Annotated in this window: 23 protein-coding genes; 9 read left to right on the forward strand and 14 right to left on the reverse strand. The window is 31.9% G+C overall.

The window, feature by feature from the left end:
- Positions 1 to 37 precede the first annotated feature (37 nt).
- Positions 38 to 1048, reverse strand: a complete 1011-nt coding sequence (locus tag MHM83_RS13090; protein WP_047789709.1) for a 3-oxoacyl-ACP synthase III family protein — start codon at positions 1046 to 1048, stop codon at positions 38 to 40.
- A gap of 162 nt (positions 1049 to 1210) precedes the next feature.
- On the opposite strand from MHM83_RS13090, the gene htpG reads away from it, so the two are divergent.
- The 7 genes from htpG (at position 1211) to MHM83_RS13125 (ending at position 9740) form a co-directional block, all read left to right on the forward strand.
- The gene (gene htpG, locus MHM83_RS13095) at positions 1211 to 3121 is read left to right on the forward strand and encodes a molecular chaperone HtpG (protein WP_047789708.1); all 1911 of its coding nucleotides are present in this window, start codon (positions 1211 to 1213) and stop codon (positions 3119 to 3121) included.
- Positions 3122 to 3214: 93 nt separating this feature from the next.
- Positions 3215 to 5029 carry a DUF885 domain-containing protein gene (locus MHM83_RS13100; protein WP_239180209.1) on the forward strand — a complete coding sequence of 605 codons (1815 nt, stop codon included), beginning with the start codon at positions 3215 to 3217 and terminating at the stop codon, positions 5027 to 5029.
- Positions 5030 to 5197: 168 nt separating this feature from the next.
- On the forward strand, positions 5198 to 6370 hold the full coding sequence (locus MHM83_RS13105) for a nuclear transport factor 2 family protein (protein ID WP_239180211.1): 1173 nt from the start codon (positions 5198 to 5200) through the stop codon (positions 6368 to 6370).
- A 112-nt stretch (positions 6371 to 6482) separates the two neighbouring features.
- Positions 6483 to 7811: a M28 family peptidase gene (locus MHM83_RS13110; protein WP_239180213.1), complete on the forward strand. Its 1329-nt coding sequence runs from the start codon at positions 6483 to 6485 to the stop codon at positions 7809 to 7811.
- 3 nt (positions 7812 to 7814) lie between these two features.
- Positions 7815 to 8381 (forward strand): YdeI/OmpD-associated family protein, encoded by a 567-nt coding sequence (locus MHM83_RS13115; RefSeq protein WP_239180215.1) that lies wholly within the window; start codon positions 7815 to 7817, stop codon positions 8379 to 8381.
- Positions 8382 to 8415: 34 nt separating this feature from the next.
- Positions 8416 to 8943 (forward strand): RNA polymerase sigma factor, encoded by a 528-nt coding sequence (locus MHM83_RS13120; RefSeq protein ID WP_239180217.1) that lies wholly within the window; start codon positions 8416 to 8418, stop codon positions 8941 to 8943.
- Positions 8943 to 9740: an anti-sigma factor gene (locus tag MHM83_RS13125; RefSeq protein ID WP_047789700.1), complete on the forward strand. Its 798-nt coding sequence runs from the start codon at positions 8943 to 8945 to the stop codon at positions 9738 to 9740. The genes MHM83_RS13120 and MHM83_RS13125 overlap by 1 nt, the downstream gene beginning before the upstream one ends.
- Positions 9741 to 9849: 109 nt before the next feature.
- Here the strand turns inward: MHM83_RS13125 and MHM83_RS13130 are convergent, their stop codons facing one another.
- The 4 genes from MHM83_RS13130 to MHM83_RS16180 form a co-directional block, all read right to left on the reverse strand.
- Positions 9850 to 12078: a TonB-dependent receptor gene (locus tag MHM83_RS13130; RefSeq protein ID WP_239180219.1), complete on the reverse strand. Its 2229-nt coding sequence runs from the start codon at positions 12076 to 12078 to the stop codon at positions 9850 to 9852.
- Positions 12079 to 12093: 15 nt separating this feature from the next.
- On the reverse strand, positions 12094 to 13389 hold the full coding sequence (locus tag MHM83_RS13135; protein ID WP_239180221.1) for a cell surface protein: 1296 nt from the start codon (positions 13387 to 13389) through the stop codon (positions 12094 to 12096).
- 89 nt (positions 13390 to 13478) lie between these two features.
- Positions 13479 to 14039 carry a DUF4331 family protein gene (locus MHM83_RS16175; protein WP_255724853.1) on the reverse strand — a complete coding sequence of 187 codons (561 nt, stop codon included), beginning with the start codon at positions 14037 to 14039 and terminating at the stop codon, positions 13479 to 13481.
- 28 nt (positions 14040 to 14067) lie between these two features.
- Positions 14068 to 14718: a DUF4331 family protein gene (locus MHM83_RS16180; protein WP_159490756.1), complete on the reverse strand. Its 651-nt coding sequence runs from the start codon at positions 14716 to 14718 to the stop codon at positions 14068 to 14070.
- Between the two features lie 195 nt (positions 14719 to 14913).
- On the opposite strand from MHM83_RS16180, the gene MHM83_RS13150 reads away from it, so the two are divergent.
- Together MHM83_RS13150 and MHM83_RS13155 are read left to right on the forward strand one after the other, a co-directional pair.
- Complete coding sequence (locus MHM83_RS13150; RefSeq protein ID WP_159611752.1) at positions 14914 to 15801, forward strand: TIGR01777 family oxidoreductase; 888 nt, start codon at positions 14914 to 14916, stop codon at positions 15799 to 15801.
- A complete protein-coding gene (locus MHM83_RS13155; RefSeq protein ID WP_239180223.1) occupies positions 15794 to 16471 on the forward strand; it encodes a GNAT family N-acetyltransferase in 678 nt (225 codons plus the stop codon). Before MHM83_RS13150 ends, MHM83_RS13155 begins: the two co-directional genes overlap by 8 nt.
- A 164-nt stretch (positions 16472 to 16635) precedes the next feature.
- Here MHM83_RS13155 and MHM83_RS13160 read toward each other — a convergent pair whose 3' ends face one another.
- From MHM83_RS13160 to MHM83_RS13200, 9 genes are all read right to left on the reverse strand, one after another.
- Positions 16636 to 17943 (reverse strand): dihydrolipoamide acetyltransferase family protein, encoded by a 1308-nt coding sequence (locus tag MHM83_RS13160; protein ID WP_239180225.1) that lies wholly within the window; start codon positions 17941 to 17943, stop codon positions 16636 to 16638.
- Positions 17944 to 18296: 353 nt separating this feature from the next.
- Positions 18297 to 19199 carry an oxygen-dependent coproporphyrinogen oxidase gene (gene hemF / locus MHM83_RS13165; RefSeq protein ID WP_239180227.1) on the reverse strand — a complete coding sequence of 301 codons (903 nt, stop codon included), beginning with the start codon at positions 19197 to 19199 and terminating at the stop codon, positions 18297 to 18299.
- Positions 19200 to 19229: 30 nt separating this feature from the next.
- The gene (locus MHM83_RS13170) at positions 19230 to 19976 is read right to left on the reverse strand and encodes an EI24 domain-containing protein (RefSeq protein WP_239180228.1); all 747 of its coding nucleotides are present in this window, start codon (positions 19974 to 19976) and stop codon (positions 19230 to 19232) included.
- Positions 19977 to 20050: 74 nt separating this feature from the next.
- Positions 20051 to 20653: a TlpA family protein disulfide reductase gene (locus MHM83_RS13175; RefSeq protein WP_082118662.1), complete on the reverse strand. Its 603-nt coding sequence runs from the start codon at positions 20651 to 20653 to the stop codon at positions 20051 to 20053.
- Positions 20654 to 20673: 20 nt separating this feature from the next.
- On the reverse strand, positions 20674 to 21705 hold the full coding sequence (gene hemE / locus MHM83_RS13180; protein WP_047789690.1) for a uroporphyrinogen decarboxylase: 1032 nt from the start codon (positions 21703 to 21705) through the stop codon (positions 20674 to 20676).
- Positions 21706 to 21749: 44 nt separating this feature from the next.
- Positions 21750 to 23039, reverse strand: coding sequence for a glutamate-1-semialdehyde 2,1-aminomutase (gene hemL, locus MHM83_RS13185; protein ID WP_047789689.1), 1290 nt, complete (start codon positions 23037 to 23039; stop codon positions 21750 to 21752).
- A 58-nt stretch (positions 23040 to 23097) separates the two neighbouring features.
- Entirely contained in the window at positions 23098 to 24060 is a 963-nt protein-coding gene (gene hemB / locus MHM83_RS13190) for a porphobilinogen synthase (protein ID WP_047789688.1), read from the reverse strand.
- A 19-nt stretch (positions 24061 to 24079) separates the two neighbouring features.
- On the reverse strand, positions 24080 to 24907 hold the full coding sequence (locus MHM83_RS13195) for a tetratricopeptide repeat protein (protein WP_047789687.1): 828 nt from the start codon (positions 24905 to 24907) through the stop codon (positions 24080 to 24082).
- Positions 24904 to 25413: a hypothetical protein gene (locus MHM83_RS13200; protein ID WP_073183160.1), complete on the reverse strand. Its 510-nt coding sequence runs from the start codon at positions 25411 to 25413 to the stop codon at positions 24904 to 24906. Before MHM83_RS13200 ends, MHM83_RS13195 begins: the two co-directional genes overlap by 4 nt.
- Between the last annotated feature and the right edge of the window lies 1 nt (position 25414).

Consider the following 25414-nt stretch of genomic DNA (forward strand, 5'->3'; position numbering starts at 1 on the left):
TTCGGATTTATTTATTTTATAAGTAGGTAGTCTAACATTACCAACGAATCACTACCGATCCCCAAGTAAATCCACTACCAAAGGCAGCTAACACTACCAAATCACCATCATTTATTTTTCCTTTTTCCCAAGCTTCTGTCAATGCTATAATAACCGAAGCAGCAGTAGTATTACCATACTTCATAATATTATTATACACCTTGTCATCAGATAACTGGAACTTCTTTTGAATAAATTGTGCAATACGTAAATTCGCTTGATGAGGAATTAACATATCAATATCTTCCTTTTGCAGTCCGTTTGCTTGTAATCCTTCCATAATAGCTTCTGAAAAACGAACGACTGCATGCTTAAATACAAACTGACCGTTCATATATGGATAATACGAAGTATCATCTGGGTCATTGGCCTCTATGATTTCAGGAACCCAACGTCCTGTTGAAGGCCCTTCTAGCATTAATTCTTTCGCAAACTTTCCTTCAGAATGTAAGTGAGAAGATAAAATCCCTTTTCCTTCCTCTTCCGAACGTGATAAAACAGCTGCTCCTGCTCCATCTCCAAAAATTACAGTAACTCCACGACCACGTGTAGAACGTTCTAAACCACCTGAATGATTTTCAGAACCAATTACTAAAACATTTTTATACATTCCTGTTTTGATAAATTGATCAGCAACAGAAAGTGAATAAATAAAACCAGAACATTGGTTACGTACATCTAACGCACCAATTGTAGGCATATCTAATAAATCTTGAATTTGTACTCCACCTCCTGGAAAATATAATTCAGGACTCAACGTAGCAAAAATGATAAAATCAATATCATCTTTAGTCAATCCCGCACGCTCAATAGCTATTTTAGCGGCTTTTGCTCCCATTACTGATGTAGAATCATCAGAAGTTTTTGGGTCTATCCAACGACGCTCTTTTATACCAGTTCTCTCCTGAATCCATTCATCACTCGTCTCCATAAACTGAGTCAAGTCATCGTTAGTCACTACGTTCTCAGGAACATAATAACCTAATCCTGTAATTTTTGAGTTATACATATTTTTTATGTTGATTATTCTGTAGTTAACAAATTAAAAGCTTGTAAAAGTATGAATTTTATATAATTCGTACAAAAAGTGCCATCTTGTCACTAATTCTTATTTGGTATTTTTTTTGACTATTGATTCTGCAGAAAATAATATCAATTAAAATATATACTTATGAGTAAAGGAAACATTAATGTATCGGTTGAAAATATATTTCCACTGATTAAAAAATTCTTGTATTCTGACCACGAAATCTTTTTACGTGAATTAATTTCTAACGGAACTGATGCTACAACTAAATTAAAACATCTTATTTCAATTGGTGAAGCTAAGACAGAATTAGGCGATGCTAAAATTGAAATAAGTATCGATAAAGATGCGAAAACCCTAACCATTAAAGACCAAGGAATTGGTATGACAATGGATGAGGTTGAAAAATACATCAACCAAATCGCTTTTTCTGGTGCAGAAGAGTTCTTAGAAAAATACAAAGACGATAAAAACGAAACAGGTGTTATTGGTCACTTCGGATTAGGTTTCTATTCTGCTTTTATGGTAGCTGATAAAGTAGAAATTTTCACAAAATCATTCAAAGACGAGCCAGCTGCTCACTGGACATGTGATGGTTCACCTGAATATACTTTAGTGGAGCACGACAAGTCTGACAGAGGTACAGAAATTGTATTACATATTGCTGAAGATTCTACTGAATTTTTAGAAGAAGGTAAAATCCGTGGACTATTAACAAAATATAATCGTTTCAACCAAGTTCCGATTAAATTTGGAACTAAGAAAATAAATGATCCAGATTTTACTCCAAAAACCACTAAAGACGAAGACGGTAAAGAAGTAACTGAGCCTCACAAACAAATTGAAGTTGATGATATCATCAATAATACTGAACCTGCATGGACTAAAAAACCAGCGGATTTGGAAGATGAAGATTATAAAAACTTCTACCGTGAATTGTATCCAATGCAATTTGAGGAGTCTTTATTCCATATTCACTTAAATGTAGACTATCCATTTAACTTAACAGGAATCTTATATTTCCCTAAGTTAACGCAGAACTTGGATATGCAAAAGGATAAAATTCAATTATACCAAAACCAAGTTTTTGTAACAGATAACGTAGAAGGAATCGTTCCTGATTTCTTACAAATGTTAAAAGGAGTAATTGATTCTCCAGACATCCCATTAAACGTTTCTCGTTCATACTTACAAGCAGACGGAGCTGTTAAAAAGATTTCTGGATACATCACTAAAAAAGTAGCAGATAAGCTTTCTTCTTTATTCAAAAATAATCGTGAAGATTTCGAACAAAAATGGAACGACATCAAGGTTATTATTGAGTACGGAATGTTATCGGAAGAGAAATTCTTTAGCAAAGCAAAGAAGTTTGCCTTATACCCTACTGTTGATGATAAATTCTTTACGTTTGATGAGTTAGTTGAAAAAACTAAAGATGCTCAAACTGACAAAGATGGAAATCACATCGTTTTATATGCCGCCAATAAAGATGCGCAACACAGTTATATTGAAGATGCAAAAGCCAAAGGCTATGAAGTATTGTTGTTAGACTCTCCTATCGTTTCGCATTTAATGCAAAAATTAGAAATGGAGTCTGGCGATGCTAAAGTACAATTCAAACGTGTAGATGCTGACCATATTGACAACTTAATTAAGAAAGACGATACAGTAATTTCTAAACTTTCTGACGAAGAAAAAGAGCAATTAAAACCTGTTATTGAAGGAGCTGTAAATAATACAAGTTATACAGTACAATTAGAAGCTATGGATTCTAGTGCTTCTCCTTTCATAATTACTGTACCAGAATTCATGCGTCGTATGAAAGAAATGAGTGCTACTGGTGGTGGAATGATGGGAATGGGTAACATGCCAGAAATGTATAACTTAGTAGTAAATACGAATCACGAGTTAGTATCGGAAATATTAAATGCTGATGAAGACAAGCAAAAACAATTAGTTACACAAGCATTTGATTTAGCTAAATTATCTCAAAACCTATTACATGGTGAAGAGTTAACAAATTTTATCAAACGTTCATACGAACTAATTAAATAATAGCGAATCGTCATAGATCATTTTTAAAAACCTCTTTGTGAAAACAGAGAGGTTTTCTTTTTAATATATTTGTTCATAATCAAAAACATAACCATGAAGAAAATCCTCTTAACCATAGTAGCTACCGCTACACTTCTTACTTCTTGTAAGCAAGAAAAAAAAGAAGCGGTTAACACTCCTACTCCAGAAAACATGGAGTTTAATCAGTTACTAAAAGACTATAACGAAGGGAAACTACAATTAAACCCTGTAAATGCAACTTTTGCGGGTGATAATCGTTTTAACGATCAATTTCCTAACACACTTTCTGACGAATATCAAGTAAAAAGCAACGAATTTTTCAAAAACTTCAAAGCTAAACTTAGCAGTTTCAAAGATGCTGACTTAACCGAAAGTCAACAAATGAGCAAAGCTGTATTGGATTGGGATTGTGATATGGCATTAGCACAGGCTAGTTATAAAAACGACTTATTAATGCCTATTAACCAAATGTGGACAATTAACCTTACCATGGGGCAATTGGCAAGTGGTAGTAGCGCGCAACCTTTTAAAACAGTTGAAGATTACGACAATTGGTTAAGCAGATTAGATAAATACAATACGTGGTTACAATCTGCTAAAAAACGTATGCAACAAGGAATCAAAGAAGGATATGTTTTACCTAAATCATTAATCAAAAAAGTAATTCCTCAATTCGAAAGCTTAACTGTTGTAAAAAAATCATCTGAAGGAATTACCGATTTTTCTGAGCATTTATTCTATTCTCCGATAAACACTTTACCTGCTGATTTTTCGGATGCTGATAAAACAAGATTAACAGAAGCGTATACCAATATATTGAATGATAAATTAATTCCGTCATTCAAAGCTATGTATGAATTTTTAAAAGCTGATTATTTAGCTGCTGGTAGAGAAAGTAGCGGTATTTCTGATATTCCTAACGGAACAGCATACTATCAACATGCTATCAAAAATTATACGACTACCAACATGACTGCTGATGAAATTCATGAATTAGGGCTAAAAGAAGTTGTTCGAATTTTATCAGAAATGGAAAAAGTAAAAGAACAAGTTGGATTTGAAGGAAACTTAAAAGAATTCTTTGATTTTGTTCGTAACAACAAAGAGTTAATGCCATATACTGAACCGCAACAAATTATTGATAACTTTAATGCGATTCATGAAAGAATGAAGCCACAATTAGAAAAATTATTTGGTAATAAACCAAAAACTCCATTTGTGGTAAAGCAAACTGAAAAATTCAGAGAAGCTTCTGCTAGTGCTGAATACAACCCTGGTTCGTTAGACGGAACTCGTCCTGGAGTTTTCTATACACCAATTCCTGATGCTACTAAATACAATGTATTTTCTGATGAAGCTTTATTTTTACACGAGGCTATTCCAGGGCACCATTATCAGATTTCATTAACGCAAGAAAATGAAGACTTACCAGATTTTAGAAAAACGTTATGGTACAGCGCTTATGGTGAAGGTTGGGCATTGTATACTGAAAACTTAGGAAAAGAATTAGGCTTATATACAGATCCTTATCAATACTTTGGAATGTTAGGTATGGAAATGCACCGAGCGATTCGCTTAGTAGTAGATACAGGAATACATGCTAAAGGTTGGAGTCGTGAAAAAGCAATTCAATATTCATTAGATAACGAAGCGGAAGGTGAAGCTAGTATCATTTCTGAAATTGAGCGTTATATGGCGAATCCTGGACAAGCATTATCATATAAAATCGGACAATTAAAAATCCGTGAATTACGCGCTAAGGCTAAAAAAGAATTGGGTGACAAATTCGATATTAAAGAATTCCACAATCAAGTTTTAGAAACTGGATGTATTCCGTTAGCACTTTTAGAAAACAAAATTGACAAATGGATTGCTTCTCTAAAATAACTTTCTAAATCTTCATAAAAAGTCCGTTCTTACTATTTAGAGCGGACTTTTTTAGTATTTTAGACCTCAATTTATTTATTATGAAATGAGCCATAAAGAATATGAAATCTATCAAAATCTCTGTTAGCGAATTACATCTGACCAATAAAAAACAATAAAAACAAACAGATGAAAAAGCTATTATACTCCCTACTTGTTACTTCATTTACTTTCGCTCAAACAAATACCGAAATTCATTTATTTGACATCAATTCTGAAAATGGACAATGGAAGGTGACCAATGGAAAAAATATTTCTAACAATGATGGATATGATAGTCAACCTTATTTTTATGATGATAATATCATCTTGTTTGCTTCCAATAGAAATGGACAAACCGATATTGTAAAATATTCTATAGATAGTGAAACTAAGAGGTTTATTAATAACACACCAAATGGAGGTGAATATTCACCTCAACGAATTCCCAAGTCAAAAGATGTATCGGCAGTACGTTTAGATAATAATGGTTTACAACGTTTTTATCAGTATAACTTTAAAACGGGCAAAAGTAAAGAAGTAATTAAAGACTTGATAGTAGCATACCCTATGTGGTATACTAAAAACCTTGTAATTTCTTCCGTAATTGTAAATGATACTCTTGAACTTTATATGAGTGACTTAAAAAAGAACACTAACATTTCAATAGCTAAACAAACAGGACGTTCATTTCATAAAATTCCAAACTCTAACTTAGTTAGTTTCATGAAACAAAACGGTAAAAAATGGGAAGTTTGGTCATTAAACCCTTTTTCTAAAGAAACTAAAAAAATCGTTTCAACAGGTAAAAGTCAAGATGTTTGTTGGCTTCCTAATGGTACACTGTTAATTGCTTATCAGAATATGATTTTTCAATACAACCCTAAAACAGACAAAGAAATAATTGTTTTTCATCAGTTTGAAAATGAGAACATCAATAATATTTCAAGAATTATGGCAAACCCAGAAGGAACAAAACTAGCAATCGTAGCAGAAGTATCTCCCAGAGCTTTGGCACAAGAACAATTAGAAGCTTATAATAAAAGGGATATAGATGCATTTTTAAAACCTTACGCTAAAGGTGTAAAAGTATATAGCTACCCAAATAAATTAGAATATGAAGGTATTGAAGAAATGCGCAAACGATATGCCCCTAAGTTTGAAACAACAAAAGATTTACACTGTAAAATTATTAGTAGAATAGTTAAAGGAAATGTAGTGATAGATGAGGAAGAAGTTACAGCAAACAGAGCTACCTTTCATGCTGTCGCCATCTATGAGATAGTTAATGGTAAAATTGCTGTGGTTAGGTTTGTAAAATAAATTTATAAGTCTAACTTTTTCACAAAGTACACTTCCACAATAAGTAAAAAGAGAATAAATACAATTTATTCTCTTTTTTGTTTTGTAATTTAGTAAGCTAAATTCCTTAATTATGAAAAAATTCATAGTACTATTCTTACTAACTTCTACAACAATATCAGCACAAACCGACACTAAAATATACGATATTATTAATGCTATTTCAGCAGATAGAATTAAATCAGATATTACTACACTAACAAATTTCGGTACCCGTCATACATTAAGCGATACTATTTCAAATACACGTGGAATTGGTGCAGCCCGTCGATGGATTAAGTCTGAATTCGACAAAATTTCTTCTAATTGCAACAACTGTTTAAAAGTATTTTACCAAAAAGACTTTGTAAAAAAAGGAACTAATAGCAGAATCACCAAAGATGTTTGGGTTGTTAATGTTGTTGCTATTCAAAAAGGAACAAAATATCCTAACAATTACATTGTAATGAGTGGTGATATAGATTCAAGAATTTCCGGTCCTAATAACTTTATTGATGATGCTCCTGGGGCTAATGACAATGCCTCTGGAATGGCAGGAACTATTGAAGCAGCACGTGTATTAAGTAACTATACATTTGAAAATAGTATTATTTATGTAGGATTGTCTGGTGAAGAACAAGGCCTATTTGGTGGAAAAGGATTGGCTGCTTATGCCAAGGAAAAAAATTGGAATATTGTGGGAGTTATGAATAATGATATGATTGGAAACATAAAAGGTGTTGATGGAATTATAGACAATCGTACATTTAGAATCTTTTCTGAACCCGTACCTCCAACCGAAACTGAACGTCAACGAAAAGCACGTCGCTTTTATGGTGGTGAAGTGGACGGAATTTCACGTCAATTAGCACGTTATATTTATACAACAACTAAAACGTATATGCCAGAAATGAATCCGAAAATGATTTATCGCCTAGATAGGTTTGGTCGTGGCGGACATCACAGACCTTTTAACGATAGAGGTTTTGCTGGCATTCGAATTATGGAAGCACATGAAAACTACACGCAACAACACCAAGATATTAGAACTGAAAATGGTATTGAATATGGAGACCGCTTACAATTTGTAAATTTTGAATATGCTAAAAAATTAACTGCTGTAAATGCTATTAATTTAGCAAGCGTCGCTTCTGCTCCACCTTCTCCTAAAAATGTAGGAATTGGTGGTATTGTTGAAGCGTCTGCAAAATTACAATGGGATAAAGTTGATGGTGCTAAAGGGTACAAAATTTATTGGAGAGATACTACTTCACCAACTTGGGATAACTTCAAATATGTAGAAAAAACTACTAAGTTTACTTTAGAAGGAATTGTTCTTGACAACTACTTCTTTGGTGTAAGTGCTGTAGGAAAAAACGGACACGAAAGTATCGTTTCATTCCCTTCTAAAATTATACGTTAACAAATGGACGACAAACCTCACCTATATTTTAAAACAGACATAGAATGGCGTAAGTGGTTATTAGAAAACCATAACGAAAGTGATGGAGTTCATCTAATTTTATACAAAGTTAACGTAGACATACCTAGTATGCGTTGGGAAGAAGCTGTAAAAGTAGCTTTATGCTTTGGTTGGATAGATAGTACTGTGAAAAGTTTAGGCGATGGTAAAAGGAGGCAATATTTCTGCCCCAGAAAGCCTAAAAGTGTTTGGAGTGCTTTAAACAAGAAATATATTAAGGAACTAACTACTTCCAACTTAATCCACCCTGCTGGAATTGCGTCTGTTGAAATTGCTAAAAAAAATGGTTCTTGGAATGCTTTAGATGCTGTAGAAAACTTAATAGTTCCAAAAGACCTACAGATTGAATTTGATAAAAACCCCACTGCTCTTAACAACTTTCAAAATTTTGCTCCCTCTTACCGTAAGAACTACTTGTACTGGATACATCAAGCTAAAAGAGAAGCTACTAGAGTAAAACGAATTGATGAAATTATTCGTTTGTGTGAAGCTAATATTAAATCTAAATGATTTTTAGTATTTTGTACTCCAATCAATTAACTATATGCAACTAGAATCCCTCATAAAAAATTTTAAAAACAAAGATGTAAAAGCTTTTGAAAGCCTTTACGAAATGTACAAACAAAGCGTTACTGGTGTAGTTTTTAATATTGTTAGAGATCAAGCAATAGCTGAAGAAATAACACAAGATGTTTTTATAAAAGCTTGGAATAACGCAAACTCTTATTCTGAGAAAAAAGGACGTTTTTTTACATGGATTATCAATATTGCTAGAAATGCAGCTATTGATAAAACAAGGTCTAAAAACTTTAAAAACAGTTCTAAAAACCTTGATGCCAAAATTTTCGTAGATATATTAGAGAACCACGATAGCTTGGACTCTAAAACTGATGCAATTGGTATAAAAAACTTTGTAAACAAGTTAAAAGACACTTGTATCAAAGTTATAGAGCTTCTTTATTTTAAAGGCTTTACACAAAAGGAAGTTTCTGAAAGTTTAAAAATACCTCTTGGTACTGTAAAAACTAGAAGCCGAAATTGTATTAACGAATTAAGACTTATGCTTAAATAATGGCTACAAACAAACACATAGAATCTGGAATATTAGAACTATATATAGCTGGTGCTCTTTCTGATAAAGAAAATGAGCAAGTATATAGTTTGATGATGGAACATCCTGAGATTTTAGAAGAAGTAAAAGAAATTGAAAAATCAATTTCTATTCTTACTTCTCATGTTGCTCCTAAAGATGCTAAAAATTCTTTTAAAGACGTTTTAATAAAAATGTTACAAGAAAAAGAAGATTCAGCTAAAACAATTCCTTTACGAACATCTAAAAATAATTGGGTAACTTATACAGGGTGGGCTGCTGCTTTAGTAGTTGGTAGTACTTTAATTTTATCGTTAAATAAGAGTGCTAATTTACAAGGGCAAATAGACACTATTAATGAAGCTAAAGAACAATATGAAATTCAGTTAGATGAAACTAATGCTAATTTAGCTGAAAACAAAAAACTTTTAGCAGTAATAAGAAGTAAAGATATAGTTACAGTTCCTTTACAAGGACAAAAAGTATATCCTGAAGCCTATGCAAAGGTATATTGGAATAAAAACTCTAAAAATATTTTCTTAGATGTTCAAGGTTTACCTGATCCACCAGAAGGAAAAGTATACCAAGTATGGTCTTTAAAGCTTGATCCGTTATCTCCAACTAGTTTAGGTACTATAGATAACTTTACTGCTAGTGATAGTAAAATATTTACTATTAACAATCCTAATGATTCACAAGCTTTTGGTATTACTCTTGAGCCAGCAGGTGGTAGCGAAACTCCTACTTTAGAACAATTATATACTCTAGGTGCAGTATAATAATCTATTTTATAAATTAATATAGCCGCTTAAAGCGGCTATATTTTTGTTGCCATTAATCCTTCTAAAAAATGACAACTTATCAAGCCCCCCCGGACTATCATTATCTTTAAAAAGAATATCGTATGGTGGCTTTTGCAGAAAACGGAGTTCCTGGTGTAAAATGAATTTCTTCTACAGAATTTGGTTCATTTTGCAACCTTGATTCTGTAGCAAACTGTGTTTCATTCCAAGCTACATCAAAAATATTTTCTAACGCTACACCTAGTGTTATATTATTTATTTTATAGCTAATATTCGCATCGGTAACAAAATAACCTTCTGCTACTATTGAATTATCTTCATTTGCTGCTCTGTCACCTATATATCTGTAATGAACTCCTCCTGAAAAGTTCTTATAATTATTTACTGATAATCCTCCTGTTACAGTCACTTTAGGAGCTAAAGGAATATTGTTTTCTCCTGACGGATCGTCAACACTTTCTGCTTTTGTAAAAGTAGCATCACTATCAAGATATAACCAATCTGTTAGCTGATATCTAAGACCTAAATCAATACCATAACGCTGTGCTTCTCCTGAAGGTTCTACAATACCAGCATCTCCAACATATACTAACTCATCTTCTGAAAGTAAGTACCATAATGCTGTATTTATAGCTATTTTTGAGGTTGGTTTCCAAACAGTTCCTAAATCAACACCATAAGCTCTAGGTAATGTTTTCCTATTAGGTTGTGTAGCTACTACTCTAGTATCGTTTGAATGAAAGCCTATTCCTGATTTTAAAAACCATTGAATTTTTTCATTTGGAGTATAGGTTACATTAATTTTAGGGTTTACAACCACTTGTGATTCAGAAAACGTTTTGTATTCATCTAGTAAATAATCATTGTAGTTAAATTTTAAATAATCTAAACGTAAAGCTGGTGCCACCATAAATTTTCCAAACTCAAACTCACTATTTACAAAAGCATAATAGTTAGTTTGATTTACCTTTCCTAATTGAATTTGATCTAAAACTTCTTTTCTTTGAAGTGTATGCGATAACTCTAAGTTATCTACAATATCAGCACGTAAACCTGTTCCAAAAGTTAACTCTACAGGTGTATTTGATATATGGGTTTTCTTTTTAAACTGTGTATTGAACCCGAAAACATCTCTGTTTTCAGTTTGCTTTATTTGATCTCCGTTCACAGGATCATCTAAAAAGAAGGTAAAGTTTGAAAATAAATTAAAATTATAATTTGAATAAAAAACATTTGAAGTTACGCTAACATCGTTCTTTAAAACTTTTGAGTGCTCTAAGTTTATGTTTGTTCTTGATGTTGTTCCTCCTTCAGTATCATCAATTGAACCATAACGAGTAATATTTCCATTATCAACTTCTCTTTGCGGTATTTGTCCAGAAGCATCCCATTTACTCGTAAAATGTGAAGCTGATAATGATAAACTACTATTATCTTTTAAAAAGGTTCTATACTTCGTGAAAATATTAATTCGACTAAAATTTTGAGGAGATTCTACAAAGCCATCTGTTTCTAAATACTCAATAGCTACATAGGCATTGTCTGTATTGTTTTTATCTAACAAATTAAACATTCCTAAAGTTCTAAAAGTATTGAACTGACCTATGCCTACTTCAACTTGACTGTTTTGTAAATATGTTTTTGTTTTAAAATCTACATATCCGGCTGTATTAAAGTCTCCCTTACTAGCGTAATAAGGTCCTTTTCCGAAATTAATTTTTTCGATGGTTTCTGGAATTATAAAGTGTAAATCACTGTACCCTTGTCCGTGTGCATGAGAAACCATATTTACTGGTGTTCCGTCTACCGACAACGCTATATCTGTACCGTGATCAATATCAAAACCTCTTAAAAATATTTGTTCCGCTTTTCCTCCACCAGCATGTTGACCTATAAAAAGTCCTGGTACTCGTTGTAATATTTGTTGAGATGAACTTACTGGTTTTTTATCTAAATCAACTCTTACAATTGTTTGTAATGGATCTCTCTTGTTAGATAATACCATCTCATCTAACAAAAAACTTTTCATTTCTAAAATAATTGTTTTTGGAGAGCTTAGATCGTCACTACCTAATTCTAAGTTGATTTTTTTGTATCCTAGAATTCCAAATTCAATAATATCTCCTACTTTTGAATTATCTAAGATAAATTCTCCATTAACTTTTGTGTGTGTATGGCTGTTACTAGTAGTATTATATACATATACATTCTCTAAAGGCTTTTTGTTGGTATTTAATACCTTTCCTTTAAATTGTTGTGAAAATACATGGTAACTACCTAGCAATAATGCTAAAAATAAAATCTTTGTTTTCAAAATACTGAAGTTTGGTTATATATTTAAAATTTTTTCTGTCATCAACGGACCTAATTCAAAAGAGCTGTCTAATAACTCTTCTTTTAAAGCCATAGCTTTATCATTAATTCCATTTGCTTTGTAAATTTCAGCTATATGATACTGTATTTCGGGCTCGAAAGTTTTATCTACTACATATGTATTAATTACTTCTAAAGCTTTTTTAAAATCTTTATTTTTGTAATAATACCAAGCTAGTAAATCGTAAGATTGTGGCGTAGACCTACTCTCAATTTCTTTTTCGATGTATGATAACGCACTAGATGTGTCATTAAATTCTTCTAAATATAATTTAGCTAAATGCTGATTATACATTACACCATATGAGCTATTTTTTACAGCCGATAAATATACCTCTATATTACTTTCTTTTATTGTTAAATTATTCTTAAACTCGGCTATTTCTGCCTTTAATAAATAGTAATCTGGAGAAGAATGTTCGTTACTTATGATATCTAAAATTCGGAGTGCTTCATCTGGATTTTTATCATGAGAATATACTATCCAAGCAATACCTTTTTTTGCATACGCGTTACTGTTATCTAGTTCTAATGCTTTTAAATATAATTTATAAGAATCTTTTATTTGACCATTATGTCCATAAAAGTCAGCTAAGTTAGTATAACTCCATGCTTTTAAATCTTTATTATTAGCTTCTTCTGCTTTTTTCATGGCCTTTTCCATAAAACGAATTGCTGAAGATAAGTCTCCTTTATAATCATGCCATTTAGAAACTCTTATTAGATAATCAAAGTCAGCATAATTTTCAATTTCTGCTAAGTATTCTGAAGCTTTTTCAGGTTCTCCTAACTCTAAATAAACATCAAACAACATTTTTTGAGTAGCATTTAGGTTTTCTCCATTTACTTCTGCTTTTTTTAATAATTCTAACGATTCTTTAAATCGATGTTGAGAAATATAGTTTCTTGCTAATGATCGTAAATGTGAAGCCTTGTTATAATTTGTTTTTTGATTGATTTTTAACAGCTTTTCTTCAGCTTCTATCAAATAAGAAATATTTCCTTTTTCTGAGAAAAGTAATGAATTAGCCTTTGCTATTTTACTTAAATATGGATACTGCCTTGGCTGATTGTTTAGTTTTTTCTGCCAAAAATCTAGTTCTTTTTGAGCTAACGATTCTGAAGTGGTGGTTGTACTTTGTAGATATTTATTATACTCTTCTTGGTTAGCTACCTTTGTTGTTTTTGAAGTTGTACAACTTAGTATTGTGCTGCTTAAAATAGCACAAATAATTATTTTTATAGTTTTCATTTTAGAAGGATTTTTAGTTAATAATTTGTTTAAAAATTGGTTGCTAAAAAGCAACCAATTTTAACCCCAGGAGGTTTAGTCTCCCCATTTTACCAAGGACTTGCTAAATATGGAAAAGAACTTAAGAAGTCTTTATCATTTCCATCTACATGATCATCTGATAATGTAGGATTTTCAGAAAAGTCCTCGCCTCCGAAAATCAATAATAATTCAACGGTAATTACATCATCTGCTAAAGCTCTACCTGTTAACACATTTGTTCCATCATAAAAAGTTGTTGTTCCATCTAATGAAACGGTTAATACATCGGTAGCTAAAACACTCGCAAAAGTTGCTGCATCTAAACCTAATGCGTTGGTATCTCCGTCATTTGCATATGCTGGGCTTAACGCTTTTAAATTTGTTTCAAACATTGCAGCAAAATTTGCTCCTTGTTCTGACGGTATTGTTACATTAAACGCATCTTTCATATCGCTATTTACAAATACTGTATTTACTGCTGGTCTACCCATTTGGTCTTTTTGCATGTAACTTCCCGAGAAGTCAATAGAAGCTATTGGCGGCATGTTATTATCATCATCACTACAACTTGCTAAGGCAAAGATTGATAGAATTGAAATTGCTAAAATTTTTATATTGTTAAGTTTCATGTCTTTGAATTTTAAAGTTGATTGATTTTTACTGCTTCGTTTTAGTTTCTACCCAAGTATTAATAGTACCTGAGCCTCCAATCATAGATTTTGGCACCTCTACTACTACTGATAATACATTTGTTCCAGCAAAAGTATCTGCTCCTGGATCGTTAAAACCACCTGCATTTCCAGCTATAATTTCACCGTATTGTGCAAAATCCATAAAGAAAGGATCGTCTCTAGGCCCTGCAAAAAATTGCATTCCTCCCTTACTACCAATAATAGCACTAGATCCATAAGGAGTTATAGAAACCCCATATTCTGATCCATCTTGTGGTAACGTACTACTTAAACCAGTAGTTGATGGACTATACGGACCAAAAAAGTACATTTTTCCATCTCTAGGAATTGCTTGAATTACCAAGTCTTCAACATTATCACCAGTATTGTCAATATTAAACTCAATTAATACATTTTCATCAAAACTTGCTGCTGCCGTAGCTGAAGGACTTAGTAATCCTTGAATATTTGCTACAAACACAAGATTGCTCGTATTTTCTCCTTGAAAAGCGTAAAAGTCTGTAATATCACTTGAGCCTCCTGTTACATCTGGAGCATCAATGTGATCGGCTGCTAATAAGACTAAACCTATTAATGCTAAAGCACCGGCTCCAATAATTAATTTCATTTTTTTCATGGTTGTAAATTTTAAAGTTAATTACTCATTCTACCTTACTTACGAGAAAATGGTGATGACGGTTTTTATTTTTTTAACTTTTTTTTATAAAAGATTCGTAAGTCTTAATTTTACTAGGTATTTGATGATTATTTTTTTTATAATCTTTCTCCTACTCTCCTCTTTTTTAAAAATGAATGTTTATTTTTGAGTACTATGGCAACTATATTAATTACAGGAGGAACTGGCTTAATCGGAAAAGAGTTAACAAAAAGGTTAACTAGTAAAGGGCATGTGGTTAACATTCTTACCAGAACTCCAAAAAAGAGTAACGAATTTCGTTGGAATGTTAAAGAAGGCTTTATTGATAAAGATGCTTTTAATAATGTAAGTTATATTATTCATTTGGCAGGAGCTGGAATTGCTGATAAACGTTGGACTAATGAAAGAAAAAAAGAATTGATTGATAGCCGTGTAAAAACAGCTTCTTTACTATTTAATAAAATACAAGAGTATCAAATATCCATCAAGAAATTTATTTCTGCTTCTGGTATTGGATATTATGGAGCAATTACTTCTAATAAAATCTATACAGAAAATGATAAACCTGAAAATGATTTTATCTCTAAAATTTGTGTAAAATGGGAGAATGCTGCTCTTCAATTCGAACAAATAGATATTCCTGTAACCATTTTACGAACTGGTGTTGTACTTTCTAAAAATGGTGGTGCATTACAAAAGATGAATACTCCTTTGTTTCTATCTGCCTTAGGAAATGGTAAACAGTATATGCCTTGGATTCACATTCATGACTTATGTGAACTGTATACAAAAGCGATAGAAGACAACGGTTTTACTGGAGTTTATAATGCTGTTGCTCCCGAACATCAGACTAATGAAAGTTTTACAAAGCTACTAGGAAAGGTTATTAATAAACCTGTACTTCCCATGAATGCTCCTTCATTTATTTTGAAAATAGCTTTAGGTGAAATGGCTTATATTTTATTAAAAGGAAGTAGGATTTCCTATGAGAAAACAAGTAATGTTTATAATTTTATTTTTTCAAACTTAAATACTGCTTTAACCAATATTTATAATGAATAACAAACTTCAAAATCCTGTTTGGCATTCGTTGTGTGAAACACATGAAAAATTTGCTATTAATTATAATAGTGTAAAGTTTTATAATCCTACTATTTGTCCTTTTGGTGCTTTTACTGAGGCTTCAAAAACAACGTATGCTCTAAATGAATATGCAAAGCTTACAGATAAATTCTTTTTAGTTTCTGAAAATAAAACACCTACTTATGGCAAAGACAAAATTCTTCTATACAAAAAGATTGATGGTTGCCAAATGATACTTGAAGACTTAACTGATTTTGATATTATTGAAGAAATAATTCCGTTAACTGAAGAACATGTTGATGAAATTTATAACCTTGTATGGTTAGTAATGCCTGGTTATTATAGAAAAAGAACTTTTGATATGGGAAAGTATTTTGGGATTTTTAAGGATAACAAACTTGTTGCTGTAACTGGACAACGTATGCAAACTGATAACTTTATTGAAGTTAGTGCTGTAGTTACTCATCCTGAACATACAAGAAAAGGATTGGCTAAACAACTTTCTCAACATGTTACTAAAGAAATTTTAAAAGCTGGAAAACATCCTATTTTACATACTAATAAAGGAAATCCTGCAATTAAGCTTTATGAAAAATTAGGATATCGACTAACACGAGATATGAATTGGTGGTATTTTCATAAAAAATAAGAGTTCTCAATAAACTCCTAGATTCTTCAAGCAAGCCTTAATATTTGGTAAACTGTACTCTCAAAATGTATCAATAAAAATATTAATAGTTAAATAACCAACATAGTTGAAACAAAAAGGCTTAGGTATTTACCTAAGCCTTTTAAAATATTATTTCTTCTTTCTTAAAAATCTTGATTTACATCCCAAGATTCTAAAATTTCTTTTAATGTTTTTATAAACATACCTCCTAAAGCTCCATTTACTACTCTATGATCATAAGAATGTGATACAATCATCTTATGACGGATTCCTATAAAATCTCCTTCTGGAGTTTCAATTACTGCAGGTTTTTTAACAATAGCTCCTAAAGCTAAAATTGCTACTTGAGGTTGGTTAATTATTGGTGTACCTGTAATACTTCCAAAGCTACCAACATTCGTTACTGTATAAGTTCCTCCTTGAATCTCATCCGGTTTTAACTTATTAGCACGAGCTCTAGTAGCTAAATCATTTACTTGCTTTGTCATACCTACCAAATTTAACATATCAGCATTTTTAATTACTGGTACGATTAAATTTCCGTCAGGTAATGCAGCTGCCATTCCTAAATTTACGTTCCCTCTTTTAATAATTTTATCTCCATCAACAGAAATGTTTATCATTGGATGCTTCTTTATTGTAGAAGCAACAGCTTGCATAAATATTGGTGTAAATGTTAACTTTTCTCCTTCTCTTTGTTGGTAGGCTTTTTTAACCTTATTTCTCCAATTAACAATATTAGTTACATCAATTTCAATAAACGATTGTACGTGTGCTGATGTTTGAATAGAGTCAACCATATGTTTAGAGATTAATTTCCCCATACGACTCATTTCTATAATTTCATCTTGACCACTTAACGAAACAGGAGTTGGTGCTGGTACTGACTGAGGTACTGATTTCTTTTCTGTTGAAGCTGGAGCTACAACTTCTGGCTGACTTCCTCTGTTTTCTAAATATGATAAAATATCATTCTTAGTAACTCTTCCTTCTTTGCCAGTTCCTTTTATGTTTTCTAACTCTTCAACAGATATTCCTTCTGTTTGGGCAATACTCTTAACTAATGGTGAATAAAAACGATCGCTTGATGAAGTATCAATCGTGGTCGCTACTGTTTCTTTAGCTACTTCAACAGTTTTCTCTACAGCAGCTACAGTTTGTGGTTTAACTTCTTCTTTCTTAGACGCATCAGCTGTTGCTCCTTCCTCTCCTTCTGTTTCTATAATTGCAATAGTTTCACCTACTTGCACAACAGCATCTTTTTCAAATAAGATTTCAACTAAAGTTCCTTCAACTTCACTAGGTACTTCGCTATCTACTTTATCTGTAGCTACTTCAACAACGGTATCATCTATATCAATAGTTTCTCCAACTTCTTTTACCCAAGAAGTTATTGTTGCTTCTGCAACACTTTCGCCCATTTTAGGCAACTTCAATTCGTATCTAGCCATAGTGTATAATTTTAAACGCTTGCGAAGTTACTAAAAAGCAACGATTTTTTCATGGTTTTATACGTTAAATATTTTTGATTTTTTCTTTACCAATTAAATTATCCTCAATTCAACTATAAAAAACAACAAATAGATTATTGTTATCTCTATAAACAGAGAATATCATTACGAATAATCTAATATCTAATTAAACTATTGTTTCTTTACTCAAAATTCTATTTTTGAACTCTTTAACCTAATTAAAATTATTAAGCACTATTTTATTTTTAATATTAATTTTCTATCTAACAAAAAAAGACAAAACTTTATCTGTTTTGTCTTTTTTCCTTTGTATTTATCTTAAAAAGAAATGTTTACACCCAATTTTTAGGTTTTGTTAATACCTCTAATAATTTTGCTTCTTCAGAACCTTCTTTTGGATGATGATTATATTTCCACTGTACTGTTGGTGGTAAACTCATTAAAATACTTTCGATACGTCCATTGGTTTTTAAACCAAATAAGGTTCCTCTATCGTGTACTAAATTGAACTCTACATAACGACCACGACGAACTTCCTGCCAATCTTTATGCTCCTGAGTGTGGGCAGTGTCTTTTCTTCTCTCGAGAATAGGTACATAGGAGTTTAAAAAGCTATTTCCTACTTCAGTTACAAAATCATATCGATCTTGCATAGAGAACTCTTCTGTTTCTTTTAAATAATCAAAGAACAAGCCTCCTAAGCCACGTGCTTCATTTCTATGCGCATTCCAAAAATAATTATCACAAGTTTCTTTGAACTTTGGGTAAAAATCTGGGTGATGCTTATCACAAGCTTCTTTACATATCTCATGAAAATGTATTGCGTCTTCTTCAAATAAGTAATACGGAGTTAAATCTTGTCCACCACCAAACCATTGGGTAACAATATTTCCTTCACCATCATACATTTCAAAATAACGCCAATTAGCATGTACTGTAGGTACAAATGGATTCTTCGGGTGAATTACCAAGCTCAATCCACAGGCAAAGAAATCTCCACTTTCTACTCCAAACTGCTTTCTTAATGCTTCTGGTAACTCTCCAAATACTTTAGATATATTTACGCCACCTTTTTCAAAAATATTCCCATTTTCAATTACACGAGTTCTACCTCCTCCTCCTTCAGCACGCTTCCATAAATCTTCTTGAAACTTAGCTTCACCATCTATTTCTTCCAGCTTTGATGTTATGGTATCTTGTAATTCTTGAATGTAGGCGTAAAATTGTTCTTTCATGTGTTTGTTTCTATTGACGTACAAAAGTACTTATTCTGGTAATTTTTTAAGCTGTATTTTCTTAATAGTTTCTGTAGTAGCTGCGGTTACTGATAGTGGTAATACCAAAATTACTCCGATAACAGGAATTAATAAAAACAACATAAATACCACTCCATTTCCTATAGCTAGCCCTTTATTTTCTTTTACAAAATTGATACTTTCTCTGTATTTAAAATGACGTTCTAAGGTATAATCCATATTTCCAAAACCGGCATAATATGCTTGCATTAAAAACAGTAATATCGTTGAAATAATACCAATTACAGGAATAAAACCTAACAATAAGATAGGGATTGTCAATAAGAGCTCTCTAGTTAAATTTCTAAGGTTTATTCGTAAACCTCTAATTAATTGCTCTTGAAAAGAAGTTATTCTATGTGTATGGTCTTCTCCTCTAAGATGATCTTCAATTTTTTCTGAAACTGGACTCATAAAAGGCGCAGATAAAGCCATTACAATATGTTTATACAATACCAAACCTATTACCACAATAAGTAATCCGCTTATAAAAGTACTGATAACCTCAAAGGTTTCTTTACCAAACTCCCATTTCCAGAAATTGGCTACATAATGACCAATATTATCTGAAAATGTATAGGCCATAAAACCAATAAACGTTGCTGTTAATAGGCTTATAAACATTGGAATAATAAAATACTTCCATAGCTTTAGTTTTGAAATCATTCCGAAAGCACCAAAATAGGCTTTAATTCCTTTTACAATATTTTGTATCATATCTTTTTTTGTGTGAAAATAAAAAACCTCTTTCAATAAAGAAAGAGGTTACTAGTAATATTATTTCAAATGATTTATTTTAATATTGGTGCTAAAAAATCTTCAAAGTTTTTGGTATTTATTTCGTTAACTTTATCCCAACCTACTTCTTTTGTTGGTGTTGCAGCTCCTCTTTTAACATTAACAAACTGTTTGTCTTTACCTATTAAGTATGCTGTTGGGTAGTCTAACTTATGAACAAACCCACTGATATCTAAAAATCCTTTTTGAACTTTATCGATGTCTCTTGCAGGAACAAGCTTAATTCTCTTATCTAACTTTTCAGCCATTCTTTTAACTTTAGCTTCCTTATCCCAAAAAATCATAATAAACTCCAATTGATTATTATATTTTTCTACCATTTTGTTTAGGGCTGGTACATCTCCCCAGCAAGGAGCCGACCAAGTAGCATTAGCTATCAATACAATTGGCTTGTTAATTTTGTCTGTACTTACTGTTTTACTGTCAATTGTAGTAAAGTTATAATTTAACAAATAAGAGCCTTTAATGCACTTATCAATCAAACCTTCGGCACTTTCTTCTACACAATTGTTTACTGCAAAATTGTAATACGTTTTATTTTGTGCGAAAATAACAGTCGTTAAAAAACACATCAAAACAAAAGATAATTTCTTCATTTTTAATTATTTAAAAGGGGTTATCTGTCGGCTTTATACTCTTTTACCGCATCTATAAATGCTTTTGCATTCTCTATCGGTATATTTGGTAAAATTCCGTGCCCCAAGTTAACAATATATTTGTCTTTACCAAACTCATTTATCATTTGGTGTACCATCTTTTTTATTTCGGCTGGTGGAGACAATAATCTTGAAGGATCAAAATTACCTTGTAATGTAATATTTCCTCCTGTTAAATAACGTGCATTTCTTGCAGAACATGTCCAGTCTACTCCTAAAGCTGAGGCGTTTGACTGTGCCATTTCATGTAAGGCAAACCAGCATCCTTTACCGAAAGCTATTACTGGTGCATCATCTTTTAATGCTTCTATTATTTGATTAATGTATTGCCATGAAAACTCCTGATAATCTGTTGGAGATAACATTCCTCCCCAAGAATCAAAAACTTGTACAGCATTCACACCTGCTTTTACCTTTTCTTTTAAATAAGCAATTGTGGTATCTGTAATCTTCTGAAGCAATTCGTGTGCCAAAACTGGTTGCGTAAAACAAAATTCTTTTGCCTTATCAAAATTCTTAGACCCTTGTCCTTGTACAACATAACATAAAATTGTCCATGGAGACCCTGCAAAACCTATCAATGGTATTTCATCATTCAGCTTTTCTTTAGTTGCTTTAATAGCATCCATTACATAGCCTAACTCTTCATGAATATCAGGTATAATTACACTATCTAATCCTTTTTTGTCTCTTACAGGGTTTGGTAAATAAGGTCCAAAATTTGGTTTCATTTCCACTTCAATATTCATTGCTTGTGGAATTACTAAAATGTCTGAGAATAATATTGCAGCATCCATTCCGTATCTACGAATTGGTTGTACTGTAATTTCTGATGCTAATTCTGGAGTTCTACAACGTGTAAAGAAATCGTACTTTTCTCGAATTTCCATAAACTCTGGCAAATACCTTCCTGCTTGACGCATCATCCATACTGGTGGACGATCAACTGTTTCTCCTTTTAATGCTCTTAAAAATAAATCGTTTTTTATCATGTCTATCTGTACGTCATTCTTCCTCGTAATGACAATTATTTATTCTACATTTTTGATACTGCTTCCATCGACTTATCAATGGCATTAGCTATCTCTTGAATATCTTTTTCTGTTAATGCTGATGATAAGAACCAAGCTTCAAACTGACTTGGAGGTAAAAACACCCCATTTTTAGTCATTTCCCAAAAGAAAGTTGCATATTTCTTCGTATCTGAAGTTTGTGCATCTTCAAAGTTGGTTACTTTTTTATTAGTAAAGAATGGATTAATCATCGAACCAAATCGGTTAACTGTAATTTCAACTCCGTGCTTTTTTGCTGATTCTAGTAAGAATACCTCAATAATTTGAGCTATCTCATTGAACTTTTCGTATGGATTTTGCTTCTTTAATTCTGTTAAGGTTGAAATTCCTGCTGCCATGGCAATTGGGTTACCACTTAATGTTCCTGCTTGATACATTCCTCCTAATGGGGCTACTGTTTCCATAATTTCATTACGTGCTCCATAGGCTCCTACTGGAAAACCTCCTCCAATTACTTTTCCTAAACAAGTAATGTCAGCTTCAACACCTAATATTTCTTGAGCTCCCCCAAACTTAGAACGGAAACCTGTCATTACCTCATCAATAATTAATAAAGCTCCTTTTGAGTTTACGTACTCTTTTAATTCTTTTAAGAAGTCATCTTGTGGAGTTACTACTCCCATGTTTCCTGCGATAGGTTCTAAAATAACTCCTGCAATATCATCATGAGCTTCAAAATGTGCTTTTACACTTTCTAAATCGTTGTAATTTGCAATCAAGGTATTTTTTACAGCCCCTTCTGGTACTCCTTTACTACCTGGTAAACTCAACGTAGCTAAACCAGAACCTGCAGCTACTAATAAAGCATCTTGATGCCCGTGATAACAACCTGCAAACTTTATAATTTTATCTTTTCCTGTAAACGCTCTCGCTAAACGAATTCCGCTTAATACCGCCTCTGTACCAGAATTTACAAAGCGTACTTTATCCATTCCCGGGAAAGCATCACAAACAATTTTTGCTAATTTAATTTCACCTTTTGTTGATGCTCCAAAAGAATATCCTTTTTTCAAAGCTTTTCTAATGGCTTTTTCTACTTTTTTATGACGGTGTCCTAAAATCATTGGACCGTATGACAATACTAAATCGATGTAAGAATTACCATCTACATCAATAATCTTACTTCCTTTCGCTTTTTTTATGAATAAAGGATTCCCTCCTACGGATGCAAATGCACGCACTGGTGAATTTACTGCTCCTACTAAGTTTTCTAATCCTTTGTTATATAATTCTTGTGATTTCTTAAAGCTCATTCTTCGCTAATTATTAGTTGTTAATTATGAGTTTTTAGTTGATTAACTCATTTTTTAATTATCTATTTAAAACTCTAGCTGCTTCTTTGGCAAAATAGGTTATGATAATATCTGCTCCAGCTCTTTTCATAGAAAGTAAGCTCTCCATCATTACTTTTTCACCATCAATCCAACCTTTTTCGGCTGCTGCTTTTACCATTGAGTATTCTCCACTTACATTATAGCAAGCAATAGGTCTATCAAAATTATTTTTTAAATCTCTTATGATATCTAAATACGATAGAGCTGGTTTTACCATTAAAATATCTGCTCCTTCTTCATCATCAAAAGTTGCTTCACGTAAACCTTCATCTCTATTAGAAGGGTCCATTTGATACGTTCTTCTATCTCCAAACGACGGTGCTGAATCTACCGCTTCTCTGAAAGGTCCGTAAAATCCTGATGCGTATTTTACAGAATATCCCATTATTGGTAAGTTCGCAAAACCTGTATTATCTAACGACTCACGCATCATAGCTATAGCACCGTCCATCATTCCTGATGGTGCTACCATATCCGCTCCAGCTTTCGCATGTGATACGGTTTGTTTTGCTAAGTTAACTAGAGTTGCATCGTTATCTACATCATTATCGTGTATAACTCCACAGTGACCATGACTTGTATATTCACAAAAACATACATCAGTAATTACATATAAACTTGGGTAATTCTTTTTTATGAATCGGATAGCTTGTTGCATAATTCCGTTATCATTCCAAGTTTCAGTCCCTTCATCATCTTTTTTAGATGGAATACCGAATAACAATACTGCTGGAATTTTTAAAGCTACAACTTCATCTAATTCTTTAGAAATAGTATCTAATGAATAACGATTGATTCCTGGCATTGATGGAATTTCGGTTTCAATGCCTGTTCCTTCTTCAATAAATAATGGGTATACAAAATCATCTACCGAAAGCTTATTTTCTCTAACTAATCGACGGATGTTTTCTGTTTTTCTTAGTCTTCGTGTTCTAAACATTAATTTTCTTTTTAAAAGTTTAAGGGGTAAATCTTTTACTTTTATTAATTTCTTCTTCTATTTGAGACAAATACACCTTATCATAGTGATGAGTGTATGGATCATTTAATAAATATCCTTCTTCAAATAACTTCTTTGCTTCTAATATTATTTCTTTATACTTATTGAGGTTATTCTTTTTTTTATAACACATTGCTATGTAGTACCTATTATCTGCTAAATTATTATTCTCCTTTTGCTTCATAAGGTTACTTAAAGCTCTATTATAATTTCCTTTTTCGAAATACAAAACTCCTAGATGAAAATAGTTGTACAGATCAGGTTCTTCGTTATTATCTTTTAAATAATCCTCTATTATTTTAATTGCCTTATCTTTTTTTCCAACTGCTTTATAACAAATTGCTTTTGCTATTCGTAAATGATAGTCTCCATTTTGACAGTAACCTATATCATCTTTTATAATTTTTTCATATTGTTCTATATCTTTTATAGCTCCTTTATAATCTCTAAAAAATTGATATCTACACCATCCTCTATAACCTAAATGCATTTTAGGATTTAATTCTACAGCCTTGTCAATTAATGGTTTCCATGATAAAAAATCTCCACTTTTTAAATATGCAATTGACTTAGCCCAATAAGCTTTATCATAAGTAGAATCTATCTGTATGGCTTCATCTAATAATTCTTGATACTCTTTGGTGAACTGATAAAATTGATAGGCTTCTTTTTGTTTTTTACAAGCCTCATATTTTTTAATCTCCCCTTCCCATTTGTATGCATTGCAGTTTTGAGTAAAAGTATTACTCGCAAAAAAACTTAACAAACAAATTATAATAGATCTCATGGTAAAATTTCAATAAGGTTTCCTTTTTCAATTTTAAATATCAAGTATTGATAATAATCTATTTCTCTATCTCGACCATCTTGTTTTGTTTTCCAGCCATTTAAGCTTTGAGTTAACATCAATAGCTGATTAGTGATTCTATTATCAAAAGTAAATTGTTCGTAGTTATTATTCATTTGTATAACTCTAAACCTACCTGTTTCTCCTTTACAGTTAACAATGAAACGAATCCTTATCAATCCGCTTTCATCCACTTTTATATGAGTATACTTTTTTTTAAATAAATTTTCTATTTCTCTTTTACTTCCTTTATACTCTAAACCTTTGCCATTATTGAAGTATTGAAATATTTTATCATTTCCGTTGCATGGAATAAAACTTGGACTGTCTAACTTTACATCATAACCAATATCTCCTATTTGACGTGGATATATAAGTTTTTCTGTCTTTTTATTTTTACAGCTAAAAAGAAACAAAAAACACATAAAATAAAACATTCCCTTCATT

Origin of the sequence: Tenacibaculum sp. Mcav3-52, from assembly GCF_022347665.1 — a bacterium.
Taxonomy (GTDB): Bacteria; Bacteroidota; Bacteroidia; order Flavobacteriales; family Flavobacteriaceae; genus Polaribacter; species Polaribacter mesophilus.

Excerpts from the sequence above, each read along its gene's own strand:
- MHM83_RS13090 (WP_047789709.1), bottom strand. The coding sequence starts at position 1,048 with ATGTATAACTCAAAAATTACAGGATTAGGTTATTATGTTCCTGAGAAC.
- htpG (WP_047789708.1), top strand. The coding sequence starts at position 1,211 with ATGAGTAAAGGAAACATTAATGTATCGGTTGAAAATATATTTCCACTG.
- MHM83_RS13100 (WP_239180209.1), top strand. The coding sequence starts at position 3,215 with ATGAAGAAAATCCTCTTAACCATAGTAGCTACCGCTACACTTCTTACT.
- MHM83_RS13105 (WP_239180211.1), top strand. The coding sequence starts at position 5,198 with ATGAAAAAGCTATTATACTCCCTACTTGTTACTTCATTTACTTTCGCT.
- MHM83_RS13110 (WP_239180213.1), top strand. The coding sequence starts at position 6,483 with ATGAAAAAATTCATAGTACTATTCTTACTAACTTCTACAACAATATCA.
- MHM83_RS13115 (WP_239180215.1), top strand. The coding sequence starts at position 7,815 with ATGGACGACAAACCTCACCTATATTTTAAAACAGACATAGAATGGCGT.
- MHM83_RS13120 (WP_239180217.1), top strand. The coding sequence starts at position 8,416 with ATGCAACTAGAATCCCTCATAAAAAATTTTAAAAACAAAGATGTAAAA.
- MHM83_RS13125 (WP_047789700.1), top strand. The coding sequence starts at position 8,943 with ATGGCTACAAACAAACACATAGAATCTGGAATATTAGAACTATATATA.
- MHM83_RS13135 (WP_239180221.1), bottom strand. The coding sequence starts at position 13,389 with ATGAAAACTATAAAAATAATTATTTGTGCTATTTTAAGCAGCACAATA.
- MHM83_RS16175 (WP_255724853.1), bottom strand. The coding sequence starts at position 14,039 with ATGAAACTTAACAATATAAAAATTTTAGCAATTTCAATTCTATCAATC.
- MHM83_RS16180 (WP_159490756.1), bottom strand. The coding sequence starts at position 14,718 with ATGAAAAAAATGAAATTAATTATTGGAGCCGGTGCTTTAGCATTAATA.
- MHM83_RS13150 (WP_159611752.1), top strand. The coding sequence starts at position 14,914 with ATGGCAACTATATTAATTACAGGAGGAACTGGCTTAATCGGAAAAGAG.
- MHM83_RS13155 (WP_239180223.1), top strand. The coding sequence starts at position 15,794 with ATGAATAACAAACTTCAAAATCCTGTTTGGCATTCGTTGTGTGAAACA.
- MHM83_RS13160 (WP_239180225.1), bottom strand. The coding sequence starts at position 17,943 with ATGGCTAGATACGAATTGAAGTTGCCTAAAATGGGCGAAAGTGTTGCA.
- hemF (WP_239180227.1), bottom strand. The coding sequence starts at position 19,199 with ATGAAAGAACAATTTTACGCCTACATTCAAGAATTACAAGATACCATA.
- MHM83_RS13170 (WP_239180228.1), bottom strand. The coding sequence starts at position 19,976 with ATGATACAAAATATTGTAAAAGGAATTAAAGCCTATTTTGGTGCTTTC.
- MHM83_RS13175 (WP_082118662.1), bottom strand. The coding sequence starts at position 20,653 with ATGAAGAAATTATCTTTTGTTTTGATGTGTTTTTTAACGACTGTTATT.
- hemE (WP_047789690.1), bottom strand. The coding sequence starts at position 21,705 with ATGATAAAAAACGATTTATTTTTAAGAGCATTAAAAGGAGAAACAGTT.
- hemL (WP_047789689.1), bottom strand. The coding sequence starts at position 23,039 with ATGAGCTTTAAGAAATCACAAGAATTATATAACAAAGGATTAGAAAAC.
- hemB (WP_047789688.1), bottom strand. The coding sequence starts at position 24,060 with ATGTTTAGAACACGAAGACTAAGAAAAACAGAAAACATCCGTCGATTA.
- MHM83_RS13195 (WP_047789687.1), bottom strand. The coding sequence starts at position 24,907 with ATGAGATCTATTATAATTTGTTTGTTAAGTTTTTTTGCGAGTAATACT.
- MHM83_RS13200 (WP_073183160.1), bottom strand. The coding sequence starts at position 25,413 with ATGAAGGGAATGTTTTATTTTATGTGTTTTTTGTTTCTTTTTAGCTGT.